This window comes from Paraburkholderia caffeinitolerans, from assembly GCF_902859945.1.
Classification (GTDB): domain Bacteria; phylum Pseudomonadota; class Gammaproteobacteria; order Burkholderiales; family Burkholderiaceae; genus Paraburkholderia; species Paraburkholderia caffeinitolerans.
Genome location: NZ_CADIKL010000037.1, coordinates 46,500 through 65,228, shown reverse-complemented (window position 1 = coordinate 65,228; position 18,729 = coordinate 46,500). Strand labels below are relative to the sequence as shown.

Annotated in this window: 14 protein-coding genes; 1 reads left to right on the top strand and 13 read right to left on the bottom strand. The window is 68.6% G+C overall.

What is annotated here, in order from left to right:
* Positions 1-87: 87 nt before the first annotated feature.
* Entirely contained in the window at positions 88-1,692 is a 1,605-nt protein-coding gene (locus HV773_RS27945; protein ID WP_175197396.1) for an EAL domain-containing protein, read from the bottom strand.
* A gap of 207 nt (positions 1,693-1,899) precedes the next feature.
* Positions 1,900-3,909: a sensor domain-containing diguanylate cyclase gene (locus tag HV773_RS27940; RefSeq protein WP_175197395.1), complete on the bottom strand. Its 2,010-nt coding sequence runs from the start codon at positions 3,907-3,909 to the stop codon at positions 1,900-1,902.
* Between the two features lie 268 nt (positions 3,910-4,177).
* On the opposite strand from HV773_RS27940, the gene HV773_RS27935 reads away from it, so the two are divergent.
* The gene (locus tag HV773_RS27935) at positions 4,178-6,061 is read left to right on the top strand and encodes a trypsin-like peptidase domain-containing protein (protein WP_246282428.1); all 1,884 of its coding nucleotides are present in this window, start codon (positions 4,178-4,180) and stop codon (positions 6,059-6,061) included.
* A 174-nt stretch (positions 6,062-6,235) separates the two neighbouring features.
* Here the strand turns inward: HV773_RS27935 and HV773_RS27930 are convergent, their stop codons facing one another.
* The 11 genes from HV773_RS27930 to HV773_RS27880 all read right to left on the bottom strand — a co-directional run bounded on the left by HV773_RS27930 (position 6,236) and on the right by HV773_RS27880 (position 18,716).
* On the bottom strand, positions 6,236-7,120 hold the full coding sequence (locus HV773_RS27930; RefSeq protein ID WP_175197394.1) for an anti-sigma factor family protein: 885 nt from the start codon (positions 7,118-7,120) through the stop codon (positions 6,236-6,238).
* Positions 7,117-7,635 (bottom strand): sigma-70 family RNA polymerase sigma factor, encoded by a 519-nt coding sequence (locus HV773_RS27925; RefSeq protein WP_175197393.1) that lies wholly within the window; start codon positions 7,633-7,635, stop codon positions 7,117-7,119. The genes HV773_RS27930 and HV773_RS27925 overlap by 4 nt, the downstream gene beginning before the upstream one ends.
* 54 nt (positions 7,636-7,689) lie before the next feature.
* Entirely contained in the window at positions 7,690-8,541 is an 852-nt protein-coding gene (locus HV773_RS27920) for an anti-sigma factor (RefSeq protein ID WP_175197392.1), read from the bottom strand.
* Positions 8,542-8,667: 126 nt separating this feature from the next.
* Entirely contained in the window at positions 8,668-9,783 is a 1,116-nt protein-coding gene (locus tag HV773_RS27915; protein WP_377730723.1) for a diguanylate cyclase, read from the bottom strand.
* A 101-nt stretch (positions 9,784-9,884) separates the two neighbouring features.
* Positions 9,885-10,919, bottom strand: coding sequence for a chemotaxis response regulator protein-glutamate methylesterase (gene cheB, locus HV773_RS27910; protein ID WP_175197390.1), 1,035 nt, complete (start codon positions 10,917-10,919; stop codon positions 9,885-9,887).
* Positions 10,919-13,273 (bottom strand): hybrid sensor histidine kinase/response regulator, encoded by a 2,355-nt coding sequence (locus HV773_RS27905; protein ID WP_175197389.1) that lies wholly within the window; start codon positions 13,271-13,273, stop codon positions 10,919-10,921. The genes cheB and HV773_RS27905 overlap by 1 nt, the downstream gene beginning before the upstream one ends.
* Positions 13,270-13,956 carry a chemotaxis protein CheW gene (locus HV773_RS27900; protein ID WP_175197417.1) on the bottom strand — a complete coding sequence of 229 codons (687 nt, stop codon included), beginning with the start codon at positions 13,954-13,956 and terminating at the stop codon, positions 13,270-13,272. Before HV773_RS27900 ends, HV773_RS27905 begins: the two co-directional genes overlap by 4 nt.
* Positions 13,957-14,011: 55 nt before the next feature.
* Positions 14,012-15,538 (bottom strand): CheR family methyltransferase, encoded by a 1,527-nt coding sequence (locus HV773_RS27895; protein ID WP_246282426.1) that lies wholly within the window; start codon positions 15,536-15,538, stop codon positions 14,012-14,014.
* Positions 15,535-16,074 (bottom strand): chemotaxis protein CheW, encoded by a 540-nt coding sequence (locus tag HV773_RS27890; RefSeq protein WP_175197388.1) that lies wholly within the window; start codon positions 16,072-16,074, stop codon positions 15,535-15,537. The genes HV773_RS27895 and HV773_RS27890 overlap by 4 nt, the downstream gene beginning before the upstream one ends.
* Before the next feature lie 79 nt (positions 16,075-16,153).
* Positions 16,154-17,827 (bottom strand): methyl-accepting chemotaxis protein, encoded by a 1,674-nt coding sequence (locus tag HV773_RS27885; RefSeq protein ID WP_175197387.1) that lies wholly within the window; start codon positions 17,825-17,827, stop codon positions 16,154-16,156.
* Between the two features lie 214 nt (positions 17,828-18,041).
* Positions 18,042-18,716 carry a TetR/AcrR family transcriptional regulator gene (locus tag HV773_RS27880; RefSeq protein WP_175197386.1) on the bottom strand — a complete coding sequence of 225 codons (675 nt, stop codon included), beginning with the start codon at positions 18,714-18,716 and terminating at the stop codon, positions 18,042-18,044.
* Positions 18,717-18,729: the final 13 nt, after the last annotated feature.

Genomic DNA, 18,729 nt, shown 5'->3' with positions numbered 1-18,729 from the left:
TGCACCGTGTCGACGGCTCCGCAGTCCAGGCGTCGGCGAGCGTAGCTATAGGGCTGGTCGCCGCAGCACTGAGCGGGGTCTCATGTCTCAGGCGTGCGCCTGCGGATTGGCGCACGTCTCGCTCCCCGCTTTGCCATACCAGCGGCTGAAGACATCGGCCCGCATCGGCTTCGCGTAGAGAAAGCCCTGAACGTAATGCGCACCGCGTGCGCGCAGATACTCGAACTGTTCCTGCGAGGCTACGCCTTCGGCCACGATGCGCGCGCCCAGGCTGTGCGCGAGACTGACGATGGTGTCGAGCACGACCGCGCTGCGCCCCTCGGCATCGATCGTGAGCACGAAGCCACGATCGATCTTCAGGATATCGAAGGGAAATTTCTCCAAATACGATAGCGCGCAATATCCGGTTCCGAAGTCGTCGATCGCGACCTGCACGCCCTCGGCGCGCAATGCCTCCAGATTGCTCCGCGCCTGCCCAGTGTTGCGCATGATCGAGCGCTCGGTGATTTCCATCACGGTCTGGATCTGGCGTCCCGCGATCTGGGCCAGGAAGCGCCGCACGTCGGACAGCAAATCCTCGCCCGAAAGATGCTCCGGCGCGAAGTTGATGCCCAGGTGAAAACCTGGCCGCGTGCCCCACAGCATGACGTCGCGCGCAATCAGCTTCAGCAGATGCTGGGTGAGCGGCACGATCACGCCGTCTTCTTCGGCGGCCTGGATGAACTCGTCGGGACGCACCGTGCCGATGCCTGGACGCACCCAGCGCAGCAGCGCCTCAGCCCCCTCGCAACGGCCCGACTCGACGCCATAGAGCGGCTGATATTCGACATGGAATTCGCCCCCGCGTATCGCGCGCAGCAGCTGCTCGCGGCGCGACTGCCGGCTGCGCTGCACGCGGTGCACGAGCCAGGCGAGTAACGCAGAGAAAACCACCACCCAGGGCATGTAGCGCAGTAGCAAGCTGCCCCATATTTCGTTCAGGTGCGCGGGCTCGCCATGTAGCTGGAGGTTGATCACGCTGCCGGCAAAGAGCTTGCGCGTGTCGGCCACGAGCGGGCTCGAAGCCAGCGAGGTATCGTCGCTGGCTTCGAGCAGCGAGGTGCCGGTGCCCACGCGCAATTCGGCCTGGCGATACGCGCTGAGCGGCGCGGCTGCGTGCAGCAGATCGAGCAGATATTGCGAGTCGACCACCGCAATCACGGCGCGCGCGCCCGGAGCACGCACGCCCACCAGCAGCGCCGCGCGGTCGGCCACCATCGGCGTGCGGGGCACGATCGCGAGCCAATCGCCACGCGGCAGGCGCCCATCGACGGCGATGCTGTGCATGACGGGCATCTGCTTGCCGAGCGCGGAGGAACAGACTAGGCGATCGCCGTCGACGACATTGAGCGTGCGGATATAAGGCTCGGTGGCCGTGCCGTAGGTGAGCGCGGCGGCAAGCTCCGTGCACGGCTGGGCGGCGCGCGGCGCGACAACCCGCGCCGTATTGCGCGCGCGCTCGGCTATCGCGACCACCTGATTGACGACGAAATTCGATGCAAGCTCGGCCTCGTTGCGCACGAGGCGCTCAGCTTCGTAGCGCGTGAACGCCGCGCACAGCAGCACCGGCAGCGCCGCCGCGAGCGCCATCATCGCCACCCGCGCGGCGCGCGCCCATGCGCTTGCCGCGCCGGACTGCTGCTTGTGGGACACCCTGGAATCGAACTCCGGCAAATGCGCCTCCATGCCACCCGGCGGCGTCCAGAGACACTTCGCGGCGGCACGCCGCCTGGCGCACCGGCGCGAAAGGAATTGGCTTGCTGGAACGTTACACCAAGGGCCGGAATGAAGACCGGATCGTGCCGCCCGCCTGAATCCGCCGTTGGCGAAGTGCGCGGGGTGCGCCGGACGTAGCGCGGCTCAGGCGCACTCGATGCGGTTGCGCCCGCCTTTCTTCGCGCGATAGAGCGCGCTGTCGCTGCGCGAGAGCGCGGCTTCGACGCTCGGGTCGCCGGCGTGCATCTGCGTGACGCCGATGCTAACCGTGAGCAGCACCCCGCCGGCCCCGCCCGCGAGCGGCGCACGGGCGATGCAATCCTGGATGCGGCGCGCGACCGTGCACGCGCCGTCAAGATCGGCGCCGCCCAGCAGGAGCGCGAATTCCTCGCCGCCGATGCGCCCGGCCACATCGCCCACGCGCAGATGCGTGCGCAAGATGCCGGCGAAATGGCGCAGGGCTTCGTCGCCCACGGCGTGGCCGAAGCGGTCGTTGATCGACTTGAAATGATCGAGGTCGCACATCAGCACGGCGGCGCTCGCGGTGCCGACGTGGCCGGGGTTGCCCACGCTGCCCGCATGGCGCAGCAGCGCAAGCTGCGCCTCGAGCCGCATCATGAAGTGACGACGGTTCGCGAGCCCCGTGAGACCATCGGTCGTGGCGAACTCCTGCAGCTCGGCCTCGATACGCTTGCGCTCGGTGACGTCGGTGATGAAGCCGTGCCAGACGATCACGCCATCGGCGAGGCGCTGCGGCTTCGCATCGCCCTGCCGCCAGCGCAGCCCCTGGCGCGGCAGGCACACGCGATATTCGAGGTGCCACGGCGCCAGCGTGGCCGCCGAAGCCGCGAACGACGCGCGGTACGCATCGAGATCGTCGGGGTGAATGAGTGCCTCGATCGCGCGCGCATGCGCCGCGACCTGCGCCGGCGCGAGCTCGTAAATCTCCGCGATGCCCGCGCTCGCGTAGGGCAGGCTCATGTGGCCGTTGGGCGTGCGGCGGCACTGGAACACCAGACCCGGCACTTCGTTCGTGAGATTGGTGACGAGGCTGGCCGACTCGCGCAGGCGCTCGGCCATCTCGTGCATCGACGTCACGTCGGTCGTGGTGCCGATCATGCGCAGCGCGCGGCCGTTGTCGTCGCGCGCGGTGACCTTGCCGCGGCTGCAAATCCACTTGTAGCGGCCGTCCTTGCAGCGGATGCGGTGCTCCACTTCGTACTGCTCGGTGCGGCCTTCGAAGTGGGCCTGCATGGTGGCCTTCACGTAGTCGAGGTCGTCGGGGTGCAGGCGCTGGTAGCTGTCTTCGATGCGGTTGGTCACCTCGTCGGCGGCATAGCCAAGCATCGCTTTCCAGCCCGTGGAATAGCAGATTTCGCCGCTGACCACGTCGCGGTCCCAAATGCCCGTGCCGCTGCCCGCGATGGCGAGCGCGAGAAGCCGCTCGCGGGCGCGCAGCGAGTCGAGTTCCTCGAGCAGCATGGCTTCGGCGGGAGACGGCCCGCCTTGGGTTTCGATGATGGATTCCTGCGCCGCCAGCGCCGCGATCACCCGTGCGAAGTCGTCGAGGCTCGCGCGCTCGTCCGAAGAAAGTTCGCGTGGCGCATGATCGAGCAGGCACAGGCTGCCCAGCGGGTCGCCGCCCGCCCCGCGCAGCGGCCAGGCCGCCACGAAGCGGAACGGCAGCGCGCTAGCCCGCGACAGGCACGCCTGCCACGCGGGGTCCGTCCCGAGATCGCTGACGATGAACGGCTCGCCCGCGCCAGCGATGCCATGCGGCTCACCCGCGCCGCTCGGACCATTCATGGCGAGCGCGTTCTGTGCCGACCGGATTTCGGCCAGCGCCTCGCGCAACGGCATCGCGACGCCCGACGTAGCGACGCCCGACGTAGCGACGCCCGAGGCGTCCCCCCCCACGCCCGCCCACGCCGGCGCGCCGGCAGCCGCATCGCCGGGCAACACGCACGCGGCCGCCACGCCGAAATGGCGGGCCACCAGCCGCATCAGCGCATCGAGCAGGGAATCGAGACCGTTCGCGGCACGCGAGACCGCGCCTTGCACGCCGGGAGCGCTGCCGTTGCCCTGCGCGTCACAGGCCAGTGCCGTGGGCGGCGGGACGAACGCGGATTCGGCTGAAGGCTGGGAAACGGGCATGGCGCGCGCGGTGTCGAAAAAATCGAGCGCCCAGTATACAGCGCCGATTTTTCAACCGGATGGCGGACCCGCACGTCAGGCGCGCCCAGTCGTTGCGGGCTTCGTTGCGAGCACACCGGAGCCATGCGCCAAGCCCTCCGTGCGCAACCGGACAAACCCTCCCCCCACTCGCGCCGCCGCGTGACTACACTATTTTTGTCGGCGCCCGCTGCATCACCATTGCATCCCGGTCCACGTCCGCCAGCACGATTGCCCTGGGAGGTGTGCTGTGCTCCGCCTCATTTTCGCCCGCACCTCGCGCCCCGCGGCGGCGCTCACGCTGGCGCTCGCCAGTGCTTTCTGCCTCCGGGCGAACGCGGCAACGCCCGTGCCGGCACCCAGCGGGGCCAGCGCCAACAAATCCACGGCAAGCAAGCCCGCTGCCGTCCCTGCTGCCGTCCCCGCCGCCGGGGACACTGCCGCGAGTTCGTCGGTCACGCCCGCCGCCATGGCCACGCCGGACTTCTTCGCACTCGCCGAGCGCTACGGCCCGGCAGTCGTGCACGTGATCGCGCGCGGCCCCGACGATCAATCCGAAGCGCCCGAGCAGGAAGCCATCGACACCGACGACCCGTTCTTCGCATTCTTCGGGCGTGCGCCGCGGCCACCGTCCGATGGCCAGTCCGGTGGTGCGCCGCGCGCGATGACGGGCGCCGGCTCCGGCTTCATCGTGACCTCACATGGCCTCGTGTTCACCACGGCACACGTCGTGGACAAGGCCGACGAAGTGATCGTGCGGCTCACCGACAAGCGCGAATTCAAGGCGCAAGTGGTGGCCGTCGACCCGCAGAGCGACGTCGCGGTGTTGCAGATCGAGGGCGCGCGCAATCTGCCGTTCGTGAAACTCGGCGCCTCGTCGAAAATGCACGCGGGCGAACCGGTGCTCTCGATCGGCTCGCCCGACAACTTCCAGAACACCGTGACGACGGGCATCGTCAGCGCGACCTCACGCACGCTGCCTGACGGCAAGCCGTTCCCGTTTCTCCAGACCGACGTGGCGGTCAATCCCGACAACTCCGGCGGGCCGCTGTTCAATCGCGCGGGCGAAGTGATCGGCATCGACGTGCAGCTTTACGCCGATAGCGGCCACTACGAGGGCCTGACGTTCGCGATTCCGATCGAAGCGGCAAACCAGTTCCGCGCGCAGCTGCAGGCCGCGCATACGACACCGCCCGCCGCCAATGCCGACGCCAACGCCGACGCGAATTCCGGCGCGGGCCGCGCCGGCAACCCGCAGGCGACCCGCACCTTCGGCATGCGAGTCGAGGACGTGAGCCCCGGGATCGCGGCGGCGCTCGGCTTGCCGCGCGCGAGCGGTGTGCTCGTCGATGCCGTCGAACCCGGCTCGCCTGCCGCTGCGGCGGGCGTGAATCCAGGCGACGTCATCGTAGCGGTAGGCGACAAACCGGTCGACCACACCACGGCGCTCGCCGAGCAGCTCGCAGCCGTGCCGCCCGCGACGAAAATCCCGCTGTCGGTGATCCGCAACCGGCAGCCGGCGCAGGCGCACTTCACGAACGCCGTCACCGAGACGCCTGCGGCCAATGCAGCAAACGAAGTGCGTGCGGTTCCGGCGCCAGCCGCAACAGCGGCAACGCCGGTCGCAGCCGTGGCAACGCCGGTCGCAGCAGCGGCGACGCCGGTCGCAACGACCGTTGCCGCGGCTGCGGTTGCGGCCCCTGCCGTGGCCGCCGCTGCCGCCACACCAGCCGTCGCCAACACGGCACAGGTGAACGACGTCAAGGCCGTGAAGACGGCGATGACGGAAGCGACCGTCCAACCGCCCGCCCCGCCACCGGTTCAGCCAAACGCCCAGGCAGCCGCCGCCCAGGCGCCACGCCATACCGCGGATCGCCTCGGCCTCATCACGCATTCGCTGACCGAGGACGAAAAGCGCTCGACCGGGCTGCCGCTGGGGCTGATGGTGGAAGAGTCGACCGGTCCCGCCGCGAAAGCGGGCGTGCGGCGTGGCGACGTCGTGCTGACGCTCAATGAAACGCTGATCGAAACCGAGGATCAGGCCGCCGAGCTGGAAGCCAGGGCGACTAAAAGCATGGACGTGCTGATCCAGCGAAACCATGCGCGCAGCTTCATTTCTGTGAAACCGCAGTAAGGCACGCGACACGAAGATGCATGCCCGCGAGACCCGCTCACACTATCAGGAGTTCAAAATATCTATTCGTCGCGTATTGCGCTCCGCGTTCGTCGCGGCCGCCGCGTGCAACGCCGATACCCCGCTCATGAGAAGCGGAATATCGGTGTTGGCATGTGGATATCGCGAGCGCGCCTAGTGCGGCATTGAAGCCGGCGTCGGTGTCAATTGCGCATAGGCATCGTGCGCGAGTTGCAGCAGCACCTTGCGGTCGATGCCACCTGACAACGCATAGCCAAAGTCGCCGTCGATCCAGTAGAACACGTTCACCGGGCCGTCCTGATAGAGCTTGAACGCGGTCGTATTGCTGCTTGCCTTGCGGTGCGAAATGCATAGCGTCACGCGCTCGCCCTGGGCGTTGTGATACATGAACTGCGCGACGTCGCCGTTCGCGCCGGGCAGCAAACGTCCGCCCTGGAGCTCGAAGCCGCTCTTTTCCAGCATCGGTGCATGCACGTTCGTGCCGAGCCGGCTCGCGAGCCATTGCACAAAATCCTGCTCGCGGCGCGCGCCCATCGTGTCGGGCCGATCCACCTCGGGCATGTAGACCACATGCGCGAGCGCGGCTTCGTGCACGAAGTTCATGGTCGAGTCCGCGCTCACCGTGGATAGATTCGCGGGCGGGTCGCCACGGCCCGCCGCGCCGCCCAGCATGTCCGCGCCATAATGCGTGCCCCAGCCGATACCCACGCCCAGCACCAGCGCCGCCGCGAGGCCCGCGAACTTCGGCCAGTTCGCGGCTTCGCGCGCGCCACGCCGGGCCGGCTCGCCGGCGTTGCCCGAAGCGCCGGAGCGGCTGGCCGGCTCGATGCGCAAACGCGCGGGCACCGGTTCGCTCAGCACACGGTCGTATCGCTCGTGCAGCAGGTTGTTCAGCGCGAAGAAATCGCTCGTGCGCGCCGCATGCTCAGGATTGCGTTCGAGCTCGCGCTCGACGTCGGCACGCCGTGCCTGCGCCAGCGTGCCATCCACGTAAGCGTGGATTTCGTCTTCGGTCACGGGATTATGTTGCTCGCTCATCGCACCACCTTCAGATTCGCACGCGGGACGGAACCGGCCATGAGCGCGCGCAGGCGCTCACGTCCCCTCGAAAGCCGCGACATCACCGTGCCGATGGGAATGTCGAGCGCCAGCGCCACCTCGGCGTAACTCATTTCCTCCAGCCCGACCAGCAGCACCACCTCGCGCTGCTCGAGCGGCAGCCGCTGCAGCGCGAAGTCGAGATCGCGCACCTCCAGCGTGCCGGTCTGGGGCGCCGGCACCGCGTAGTCGGTCTCGGGTACGCTCTCGTCGTCGACGCTCACATGCGTGCCGCGCGCCGCCGATTTACGCACCTGATTCACGAACAGGTTGTGCATGATCGTGAAGAGCCAGGCGCGCAAATCCGTGCCCGCCTGAAACAGCGCCGTGCGCGCGAGTGCGCGTTCGAGCGTGTCCTGCACGAGGTCATCCGCGAGATCCCGGTTGTTGATCAGCGCACGGGCGTAGCGCCTCAGGCGCGGCACGTGTTCTATCAGCTCGTCACGGATGTCCATGTTCCATCCTCGCAGTCCTCGCCATCCTCATCTGCCCGCTCATCGTGCGAGTGCTCATCGCTGCTGCTCCGCATTGCCTGCCTCGTCCACGCGGTCCGTATGCTCCTGGGTGGCAAGATCGGCCGCGCGCATCAAACCACGCGTGCGCGCATCGCCCGCGAGCACCCAGCGCTCGCCATGCCCGGTCCATCCAAGCAGGCGCAGATTGCCGGCGCGGCGTGCGCTCCATTGCCGCTCGTCACGAGCGAACCACGCGCGCGAAGCGAGCAGCACGACGGGCCTGCCCTCACTGTTTTCGTAGATCCAGCGGCGCACTCGTGCAAACAACCCGAGTTCGACCGTGCTGGAAGCCACGAGCCGCAAACCCGCCGGCGCGAAATCGAAGGGCGCGGGGGCACTGGCCGGCGTCGGCGGCACGAGCTCATCTGCGAGCGGCGCAGCAAGCGACTCCGGCGTGGAATGCACAGACGAAGCAGACGACGCGGAAGAGGCCACCGAAGCGCCATTGCCGGCCTCCATGAACGCCATGACCGCCGCGTCGTCGAGGACCTGGGCACTGGGCTCGGAAACGGCGAACCACGCCAGCGCCGCGCCGGTCAGCGTACACACGAGCGCAAGCGCGATGCTGCTGCGGCGGCGCTTGATGCCACCATGTTCGACCCTATGACGGCGCGCTGACTCAGGCCGCCGGACAGCGGTCGCCGCCCCGGCCCCTGCCTCGCCGAACGAATGACGAAGTTCGGCATTGAGCCGACGATAGAACAGAATCCGATGCCATTCGCCAGGGCGCGCCGCCAGATAGCGCCGCACGCGCGCAACCCGCTCGCTGGTTAGCGCGCCATCGGTGTAGGCGTGGATATCGCCTTCGGAAACCGTCCGCTCATCGCGCGGCCTCTGCAAAGCCATGATTAGCCACCGTCCTGGTTGGAGACGATGAACTAACACCCGTGCCTTGGCGCTTATTCCATACGGGGATGCAAATTCGTTCACTCGCGAAGCGGGTTGTCACGGCGATCCTGAAATCCGGCCCCCTCACCCCCTTCCCGTCACCGCCGTCGAATACGCCACGCGATTGCGCCCTTCGCGCTTGGCCCGATATAGCGCCGCATCGGCCTCTTCGATCAGTGCGGTTTCCGCGAGCGCCTCGGTGGGCGTGAGCGTGGCCACGCCCACGCTGATCGTGAGATGCTCGCTCACCGCGGAACCGCTATGCGGTAACGCCAGCCCAGCCACGTCGCGGCGCATTTTCTCGGCCAGCAGGCGCGCGAGCGCGCTGCCCGCGCCCGGCAGCACGACGGCAAACTCCTCGCCACCAAAGCGCGCCACGAGGTCGCGCGGCTGTTTCACCTCATGGCGGATCGTGGCGGCTACGGAGCGCAGCACGTTGTCGCCGGCCACGTGGCCATACGTGTCGTTATAGGGCTTGAAGTAATCCACGTCGATCATCAGCAGCGAGACCTCCGTGTTCTCGCGCTGCGCGCGCCGCCATTCCGCCCCAAGGAATTCGTCGAAATAGCGCCGGTTCGAGAGCCCCGTGAGGCCATCTGACTGCGTGAGCCGGCGCAGTTCCAGATTCACCTTGAGCAGTTCCTGTTGCGAGCGGCGCAGCGCACGGTAGGCCTCGTCGCGCTGAAGCATATTTACATAGGATCGCGAATGATATTTGACTCGCGCGATAAGCTCGATGCTGTCCGGCAGCTTCACGAGGTAGTCGTTCGCGCCCGAGGCGAAAGCCGCGCTCTTGATCGCCGGCTCCTCCTTGGTGGAGAGCACGATGATGGGCACGTCGCGCGTGGCGTCGTTGGCGCGATAGGCGCGCACCAGCGTGAGGCCGTCGGTGCCTGGCATCACGAGGTCTTGCAGGATCACGGTCGGGCGCACCTGCTCGGCCATGCGCACGGCCTGATCGGGGTGAGCGCAGTAGTGGAAGTCGATCTCGTGCTCGCTCGCCAGCGCGCGCCTCACGGCCTCGGCGACGATAGCCTGGTCGTCCACCAGCAGCACCATCATCGGCGCTTCGGCGCCGGGCAGCGGCTGCGCGAGCGCCGTGCGCACGGCGGCCAGCGCGCCTTCGAGCGAGGCCTCGTCGGGCCCGCCTTCGGCCAGCGCGGAGTCGGCTGCGGTCGAGGGGTTCGGCTTCTCGGTCATGGTGTCTGTCGCTTTCACGGTCGGTGTTTCACTTGCTTGATGTCTTCCTGATGTCCGCATTACGTCCATCAGCAGCTATTACGGTTTTTCACGGGCAGTCTTTAAGGCGCCGGCGGGCTCGCTATCCCCACCATGCCCAGGCGGCTCGCCAGTTCGCCGGCAATCGCCGGAAGCGGCAGGATCGCGCGCGCGGCGCCCAGCGCGGCGGCGGCCTTCGGCATGCCGTAGACCGCGCTCGTCGCCTCGTCCTGGGCGATCGTGTAGTAGCCCTTGGCGCGCATCGCTTTCAGGCCGATCGCGCCATCGCGCCCCATGCCGGTGAGCAGCACGCCGATCGCCTCGCCCGGCCAATGCTCGACCACGCTATGAAAAAAGGTGTCCACGGATGGGCGATACGGCGTTTCAGCCGGTTCGCGTGTGTAAGCGAGTCGCCCGGAAGCCGTCATGCGCAGATGGTCGTTGGTTGCCGCAAGCAGCGCTTCGCCCGCTACCGCGCGGTCGCCCTCATTCGCCACGCGCACCTTGAGCGCAGTTTGCCCGTCGAGCCAATCCGCCATGCCGAGCGCGAACGACTGGTCCACGTGCTGGATGATCACAATGCCCGCGCTCAGGTTCGCCGGCAGTGCGCCCAGCACCGCCGCGAGCGCCGTGGGCCCGCCCGCCGAGGCGCCGATCGCCACCAGCGGCGTGCGCGCGTCGGCGCCGGCCGCGAACGCCTCGGGCGGGCGCGCTGTCTCCAGCGTGCCGTTCACGCGGCCGATCCGGTCGATCTTGGCGAGCAAGAGGTCCATCGTGCTGCGTGCGGCGGCGCCCGCGAGCGTGGGCGTATCGACCGCGTCGAGCGCGCCCGCGCCCATCGCCTCGTACACGCGCCAGGCGTTCGCGCCCACGCTGCTCGTGACAATCAGGATCGGGCACGGCGAGCGCGCCATGATGCGCCGCGTGGCCTCCACGCCGTCGAGCCGCGGCATCACGAGATCCATCAGGACCACGTCGGGCGGCTGCGCGGCGCAAAAGTCCACGGCCTGCTCGCCATCGGCGGCCACCCACAGCACGCGATGCCCCGGCCGCGCCGCAATGGCGTGGCGCAGCGCCTCCACGGCAAGCGGCATGTCGTTCGCGATACCGATGTTCATCAGGTCGCCTCTCCGATCAGATCGTTCACAGCGTCGAGCAGCGCTTCGTCGTGGAAGCTGCCCTTGGTCAGGTAGTAGTCGGCGCCGGCGTCGAGGCCGCGCCGCCGGTCGTCCTCGCGGTCCTTGTACGAGACGATCATGACCGGCACGCCGCGCTGCTGCGGGTCGTTGCGGATCATCGTCACGAGTTCGATGCCGTCCATGCGCGGCATGTCCACGTCGGTGATCACGAGATCGTACTGGCCGTTGCGCAGCGTGTTCCAGCCGTCCATGCCGTCCACCGCCACGCTCACCGCGTAGCCGCGTTTTTCGAGGAGCTTGCGCTCCAGCTCCCGCACGGTCAAGGAATCCTCCACCACGAGAATGCGCTTGCGTTCGCGCGCCTGGGTGTCGCTGCCGCGCGCCACGCCCGCAAGCTGCCCTTCGCGCACGAGGCGCGCGACCGAGGCCACGAGATCCTCCACGTCGACGATCAGCGCCACGGCGCCGTCTTCGAGCAGCGCGGCGGCCGCCACGTTGCGCACTTTGCCGAGGCGCGCGTCGAGCGGCTGCACCGCCAGCGTATGCTCGCCCGCGAAGCGGTCCACCGCGATGCCGTAGAGCGCCGCTTCATGGTCGGCGCCGAGGCCCGCGCTGATGAGCACGACGCACACGTCGTCCGCGCTCGCCGGCTCGCCGCTCGCGCCGAGCAGCTGGCGCGCGGTGACGAGCCCCACGGGCCGACCGTCGTGAATGATGTGCTGCTGGCCTTCCAGCATCTCGATGGCGGCACGCGGCACGCGCAACGCGCGCCGCACATGCGCGAGCGGGAACGCATAGGCCTCGCCCGCGACCTCGACGATCAGGCTGCGCATCACCGAAAGCGTGAGCGGCAATTGCAGCACGAAGCGCGTGCCGCGCCCCGCCACGCTTTCAATGCGCACGGTGCCGCGCACGGCCTTGACGAAATTCTGCACCGCGTCGAGCCCCACGCCGCGCCCCGACACGTCGGTCACGCGCTCGCGCATCGTGAAGCCGGGCAGCAGCAGGAATTCGAGCAGTTCGGGCTCGGACATCGCCGCCACGGCGTCGGGTTGCGCGAGACCGCGCGCGACAATCGCGCGCCGCAGCGCAGCGAGGTCGACGCCCGCGCCGTCGTCGGCCACGGCGATCAGCAGCTTGCCCGCGCTGTGGCGCGCTTCGAGCGTGAGTTGCGCCTCTTCGGGCTTGCCGGCGCTGCGTCGCGTCTCGGGATCTTCGACGCCGTGATCGAGCGCATTGCGCAGCAGGTGGCCGAGCGGCGCGTCGAGCATTTCGAGGATGTCGCGGTCCACCTGGGTCGTCTCGCCTTCGACGACCAGGCGCACACGTTTGCCCAGCGAGCGCGCAAGGTCGCGCACGATGCGCGGGTACGCGTGCGCCGCGTCGCCGAATGGGCGCATGCGGCATTGCAGGGCTTCGTCGTAAAGCCGTTGCGCGAGCTGCGCGCCGCGCCGGTCGATGCGATCGAGGTCGTCGAAACGCTCGACGAGTTGGCGCTCCAGCGCGGCAAGCTGCTCGCGGATGCCCGCGAGCGAGGCGCGCGCCTCGGCGCCGAGCGTCTGCGCGTGGCGTTCGTGGAAATGACCGAGCGCGGCCAGCACTTCCCCCTGGGCGCGGCGCGCGCGCAGCAGGTTGTTCGCGAACGGGCGCATGCGCCGCGACTCCACCAGCGACTGGCCCGCGAGACCCAGCAGGCGGTCGAGCGTACCGGCGCGAACGCGCAGCATGCGGTCGCGGTCGTGGGCGGTTCGGGTGGTGTGAGCGGCGTGGGTTTCGTGCGTATCGGCCGGCCGTGCAGGTTCGACCGTGGCGACGCTCGAACCCGGCGAGCCTGCGAGACTCGCGGCCAGCAGGGCCTCGGCGGCATCGTCGTCGGTCGCGTCCTCCACGTGCGGCTGGTACGTCTCGTCCGCCAGTCCGTCGGGCTCTGCACCGGAACCCGCCGCGCTCCCCGCCGCCGCCAGCCGCGCGACGAAATCGTCGACGAGCTCGCGCGCGAGCGGCGGCGCCGACGCGTCGCCTGCCGCGAGTAGTAAATCGATGCCCACCAGCAGCACGTCGATGCGCGCCGCGTCGATCGTCACATCGCCGTGCTGCGCGGCGACGAAGCAATCCTCCATCGCGCTCGCCACGTCCACGGCCTCGGGCAAGCCGACAATGCGCGCCGCGCCCTTGAGCGAATGCGTCGCGCGCATGCAGGCTTCGAGCGTGGGCGCGTCGGCGGGCGCGGACTCCAGTGCGAGCAGGCCCGCCGAGAGGGTGCGCGTCTGCGTCTGCGCTTCTTCGCGGAAGAGGTCGAGCAGCGAGCGGCGGCTCAGTTCGTCGTCGCTCATCGCAGGCTCCGGGTTAGCGCGCCGAACAGCGCGTCGGGTTCGAGCACGCCCACCGAGCGCCCGCGCCACGCGAACACGCCGCGCACGTGCCGGCCCGCCGCGTGTGCGAGCGTGGCCGGCGCGGGAAGCAAGTCGCCTGCGCCAAAGTACGCCACGCCTTCAACCTCGTCGACGGGGAATGCCGTCGTCTCGCCATCCCACTCCGCCACGAGCAGGCGCGGCGTGGCGGTTGCGGTTGTGGAATTAGCCGTTACGTCGGCTGTTACGTTTATACGCAGCAGTTCGGCGAGCGAAGCCGCCAGCGTGAGCACGCCGCGCACGTTCACGACGCCGAGCACAGCCGGGCTGCGCCGGTGCGGCAGCGAGTGAATCGGCCGCGCCTCGCCCACGTAGCGCAGCGCCTGCGCGCTGAGCGCGAGCCACTCCGCGCCCACGCGGAACACCAGCGAACCTTCCCGCCGCGCCGCGCCGGTTTGGGTGGCGGATTGCCCCGAGTGGCCGGTTCCGGCTTCGAGCGTGCGCTGCGCGGGGCGATCGAGCATGCGCGCGGCAGCGTCTTCGAAGACGGGGCAATTCAGGCAGCGCACATGCTGCGCGAGACGCTCGCACGAACTATCGCCGCGCGTGCCGATGCGGTTCCAGCAATCGTCGAGCGGCGCGGCGTGCGCGGTCAAATCGTGCATGGCGTCATGCTCTTGCGGGTTCGCTTGCATGTCGTTCAGGTGCTCAGAGGTCGAGTCACGCATCCGCGCCTCCATGGCCCGGGCGACGCGACAGGTTTGGCGCGGCGCGTTCGGCGCGACGCATCAGCCGACGCGCGCCCTGGGCGTCGCCCTGCACTTCGAGCAGCGCGGCCAGATGGGTCAGCGCTTCGTAATGGCCGGGCTCCAGATACAGCGCCTTGCGATAGTGCTCCAGCGCCAGCGCGGGCCGGCCCTGGGCGTCGGCGATCACACCGAGCAGATACCACGCCTCGGCATCTTGCGGGGACGCTTGCGCGACTTGCGCGGCGGCGCGGGCAGCTTCGTCGAGTGCGCCCGAATCGGCGAGGCGGCGCGCGGAGGCCAGCGTAGCGACGCCCGGCATGGCGACGCCTGAGGTAGCGACGCGCGGCGCGGCGGATGCGCCATTCGCTTGCACCGCCGACGGTGTGCTTAGCGCTCCAGCGGCGCTCGCAACGGAAAACGCTTTGCCGGCCACCACGCCAGCCGCACTGCCCGCGCGCGCAGACAGCGCGACGGGCGGCGAACGCCGCGCCAGCGGCAGCGCCTGCACTGCAGGATCCGGCAATGCGGCGGGCGCAGCAGCCCGGGCAATCCGTAAGTCATCCGAAACATGCCCGCGACGCGCAGCACCCTCGCCCGGCGCAACAAAGCCAAATGCAAGCGGAATCTGCGCTGAGATCCACTCATGACGCATCATGAGCCCGGTCTCGGCCGGCCCCACGAAAATCATGCCGCCAACGGCCAGGCGCGCGCGCAGCAGGCCAATCGCGCGATCCTGCGCCTCGCGGTCGAAATAGATCAGCACGTTGCGGCAGAAAATGAAGTCATAGCGCACGGGGTGCGCCGCGAGCCAGTCGAACAGGTTCGCGCGCTCGAACGACACGGCGCGCCGCACGGCGTCGCCGAGCTGCCAGCCGTCCGGCGCCGCGTGAAAGTAGCGCTCGCGAAACTCACGCAGCGCCGGCGCATCGCCGCGAAACGCATTGCGGCCATACACGCCACGCGTTGCGGCCTCGATGGAAGTGGCGCTGATATCGATGGCGTCGATGCCGAACTGCTCGTGCGCGAGGCCCGCATCCATGAGCGCCATCGCCGCCGAATAGGGCTCCTCGCCGGTCGAGCACGGCACGCTGAGCACCCGCACGAGTTCGCCGGGTTCGGCCGCCAGGCGCTGCACGCCACCGCGCGCAAGCGCCGCGAATGCCTCGCGCTCGCGGAAGAACCAGGTTTCGGGCACCACGAGTGCGTCGATGAGCGTCTGGCGCTCGGCAACGTCGGTCGTCAGTCGCGCCCAATAAGCATCGCTCACGGCTTCAGGCAGCACCGCGCCGCGATCCCAATGCGCCGGCAGCGCGCGCGAGGCGCTCGCCCCGTGAGGCACGGTCGTGCCGCCGTGATCGCCGCCGGCCACGGTCAGCGCTGCGCGCGCGGCCACCGCGCGCGCCAGCGCGTGGGCGCCCAGCGATTCGGCGTCGATGCCGGTCTCCTGCGCGAGCCAGGTCACGAAGCGCGGGTCCACGTGCGGCTGGGCGGACATCATGGCGCGCGCCCGGTCGGCGAAACGTTGCCGGAAGCCGCGTCGCGCCAGGTGGGCGGATCGGGAAACAGCAGCGCGCGCACCCGCTCGTCGAGCAACTGCCCGACCTTCACCCATTGCACGAAACCATGTGCATCGCGGGCCACAGGGCCAAGCCAGCGCGCCTCGGGCGTGGCGATGCCGGCTTCGGCAAACGCTTCGGGCGCGAGGGTCTGGGTGCGCGTCGCGCATTCGAGCAGCAGCGCGATGCGGCGCGGCGGCACGCTTTCGCCAGCGGCCGAAACCACATTGGAAGCGGCCGGCGCGTTGTCATCCACCAGCACGAGCCGCGTCGACATCAGCATGCGCGCGGGCCGACCGAGCGCGAGCATCGCCATGTCGATCACCGGCACCGGCGCGCCCTCGTGATCGATCACGCCCGCGATATACGGCGGCGTGCCCGCGAACGCGCGCACCGGCTGCAGCGGCAGCACGCGCACGATCTCGCGCGCATCGAGCGCGTAGCGTTCGCCGTCCAGCTCGAACACGAGAAACAGCATTGCGGCTCCGTTCAATGAACCGGCAAGCAAGGCCCGCCGCCATCCACGCCCTCGCCCGCAAGCATCGGCATCAATCCGCTCACGCCTCGATCCTGAAGCGCGACACGCCCGTGCGCAGCTCGTTGGCCACGAGCGTGAGATTGTCGATGGCCTGCGAAGACTGCCGCAGCGACTCCGCCGTCTGCTGCGCGGCTTCCGAAAGCTGCGTGAGCGCCTGGGTGATCTGCTCGGCGCTGGTGGCCTGCGCCTGCATGCCGTCGTTTACGACCTGGAAGCGCGGCGCGAGCGTCTGCACCGCGCCGATGATCTGCGAAAGCTGCGCGCCCACTTCCTGCACGTCGTGCATGCCGCGGCGCACTTCCTCGGCGAACTTGTCCATGCCCATCACGCCCGCCGAGACCGCCGACTGGATCTCCTTCACGGTCTGCTCGATGTCATAGGTGGCCACCGCCGTCTGGTCGGCGAGACGCCGGATCTCGGTCGCCACCACCGCGAAGCCGCGCCCGTACTCGCCAGCCTTTTCCGCCTCGATGGCGGCGTTCAGGGAAAGCAGGTTGGTCTGGTCGGCGACCTTGGTGATGGTCGCCACCACCTGATTGATGCTCACGGCCTTCTCGTTGAGGATCGAAAGCTTGGCGTTCACCGAGCCCGCCGCCTCCATCACGCTGCGCATGGTGTCCTCCATGTGCGTGAGGCCGCTCTGGCTCGTGCTCGCGAGCGCCGCCGACTGCTCGGCCACGGTCGCCACCTCGCCCATCGTGCGCACGAGGTCGCGCGCGGTCGCGAAAATCTCGCGCGAGGTCGCGCCGATCTCGGTCGTGGTGGCCGCGGTCTCGCTCGCCGTGGCCTGCTGCTCCTTCGAGGTGGCCGCCACCTCGGCCACCGAAGTGGTCACCTGGAGCGACGACTTCTGCGCCTGGGCCACGAGGCTCGTGAGCTCGTCGCTCATGCGGTTGAAGCCGTCTTCGAGCACGCCGAATTCGTCCTGGCGGTTCAGTTGCAGGCGCTGCGAGAGATTGCCCATGCGCATCGAATCGTGCACCTCGACCAAGCGCGCCATCGGCCGCGTGATCGCGCGATGCAGCGCATAGCCGGTCACGAGCGAGGCGAGCAGCACGACAGCGAGCGCCGTCGCGAGCGTGATTTCGGTGCCCGTGACCGATCCGCGGATGGTCTGCGCGGAGTCGTCGGCCTGGTTGCGGTTTTCGTCGACGAGCGTATTGGCGGCGGCGAGCACCTCCTGCCACGCGCCATCGAGCTGGAAGAACGCCGCCTGCGCGGCCGCGCGTTGCGCCGGCAACTGTTGCGCGACGGCCTTCAGTTGCGGCAGAAAGCGCGCGTAGGCGTCGTGAAAGCGTTGATAGCGCTCGCGGTCGTCACTGCGAAACACCGTGGCTTCGTAATGCGCGGCGTTCTCGTCGACCTGCTTGACGGCGGCGGGCAATTGGCCGAGCACGCGCGTCATGCCGGCCGCATCGGGCTCGACAAAGGTGGCGCGCTCGAGAACATCGTGCACCTCGGCGGCGGAGGTGCGCAGGGCCGTCGAATAGAACAGCCCAGGCACGGAATCTCGCGTGAGGCTCACGGCTTCATCGTCGATGTTGCGCAGGCGGTCGTAGGAGATCGCGGCCATCACGAGCATAAGCACGAACAGCAAGCCGAAGCTCAAGACGATGCGCGCTCCGAGTGTGTAGCGACCCTGGGTCTGGCGCGGCAATCCGGCGGAGCCGGAACGGGGCATGGCTGTGCTCATTACGCGTGGCCTTATCCGATTGGCGAGGGACGACGCCCGCCGCCCGCGCCATGTGCGCGAGCGAACAGACGACGCAGCAAAAGCCCGTCAGCCGGGCTTCCGGGGCGTAGTGTAATGCGTCCCGGCACTTTTATGGGATGAGGGAAGAACAGGATGCGCCGACGCCACACTATGCAGCGCGAATATCGGGATTACTTGCGGGCAGTGGCGGGGTTCAGCCGGCCTTGCGCGCGAACCTCACGACGGCGTCCACCACCATCTCGCGATGACGCGCGCGCAGCCGCGGATGCGAGGGATCGCGCCCGAACGCCGCGCCGAAGGTATGGCGGTTGCTCACGCGATGAAAGCACATCGAGCTGATGAGCAAATGCAGGTCGATGGGGTCGATGTCGTCGCGGAACGCACCCGTGCTCACACCGCGCGCGAGCAGGTCCTCGATAGTGCGGATCACGCTGGCATTGCGGCTGCGGAACGTCTTGAGCCGCTCGAGGTACTTCGCGCCATGAATGTTTTCGATCGTCACGAGGCGCACGAAGTCGCGATGACGGTCGTGATAGTCGAAGGTGAATTCGACGAGACGCTTCAAGCCCTCCTCGGGATCGAGCTCGTCGATATGCAGGTCCTGCTCCAGCGCGCGGATATCGGCGTAGACCTTGTCGAGCACGGCTTCGTACAGCCCTTCCTTGCTGCCGAAGTAGTAATAAAGCATGCGCTTGGTGGTATGGGTGCGCTCGGCGATCTGATCCACGCGCGCGCCCGCAAGACCCATGGCCGAGAACTCGGCGGTCGCCACTTCGAGAATATTGCGCTTGGTCTGCTCCGGGTCGTACTTGCGCCGGCTTTCGGATTGAGCGTCGTTGCTTTCGGCCGAAGCCGCCGGTCTTGCCATTTTTCTGGAGTGC

Excerpts from the sequence above, each read along its gene's own strand:
- cheB (WP_175197390.1), bottom strand. The coding sequence starts at position 10,919 with ATGAACATCGGTATCGCGAACGACATGCCGCTTGCCGTGGAGGCGCTG.
- HV773_RS27895 (WP_246282426.1), bottom strand. The coding sequence starts at position 15,538 with ATGATGTCCGCCCAGCCGCACGTGGACCCGCGCTTCGTGACCTGGCTC.
- HV773_RS27900 (WP_175197417.1), bottom strand. The coding sequence starts at position 13,956 with ATGCACGATTTGACCGCGCACGCCGCGCCGCTCGACGATTGCTGGAAC.
- HV773_RS27925 (WP_175197393.1), bottom strand. The coding sequence starts at position 7,635 with ATGGACATCCGTGACGAGCTGATAGAACACGTGCCGCGCCTGAGGCGC.
- HV773_RS27885 (WP_175197387.1), bottom strand. The coding sequence starts at position 17,827 with ATGAGCACAGCCATGCCCCGTTCCGGCTCCGCCGGATTGCCGCGCCAG.
- HV773_RS27940 (WP_175197395.1), bottom strand. The coding sequence starts at position 3,909 with ATGCCCGTTTCCCAGCCTTCAGCCGAATCCGCGTTCGTCCCGCCGCCC.
- HV773_RS27880 (WP_175197386.1), bottom strand. The coding sequence starts at position 18,716 with ATGGCAAGACCGGCGGCTTCGGCCGAAAGCAACGACGCTCAATCCGAA.
- HV773_RS27915 (WP_377730723.1), bottom strand. The coding sequence starts at position 9,783 with ATGACCGAGAAGCCGAACCCCTCGACCGCAGCCGACTCCGCGCTGGCC.
- HV773_RS27920 (WP_175197392.1), bottom strand. The coding sequence starts at position 8,541 with ATGGCTTTGCAGAGGCCGCGCGATGAGCGGACGGTTTCCGAAGGCGAT.
- HV773_RS27905 (WP_175197389.1), bottom strand. The coding sequence starts at position 13,273 with ATGAGCGACGACGAACTGAGCCGCCGCTCGCTGCTCGACCTCTTCCGC.
- HV773_RS27930 (WP_175197394.1), bottom strand. The coding sequence starts at position 7,120 with ATGAGCGAGCAACATAATCCCGTGACCGAAGACGAAATCCACGCTTAC.
- HV773_RS27890 (WP_175197388.1), bottom strand. The coding sequence starts at position 16,074 with ATGCTGTTTCTCGTGTTCGAGCTGGACGGCGAACGCTACGCGCTCGAT.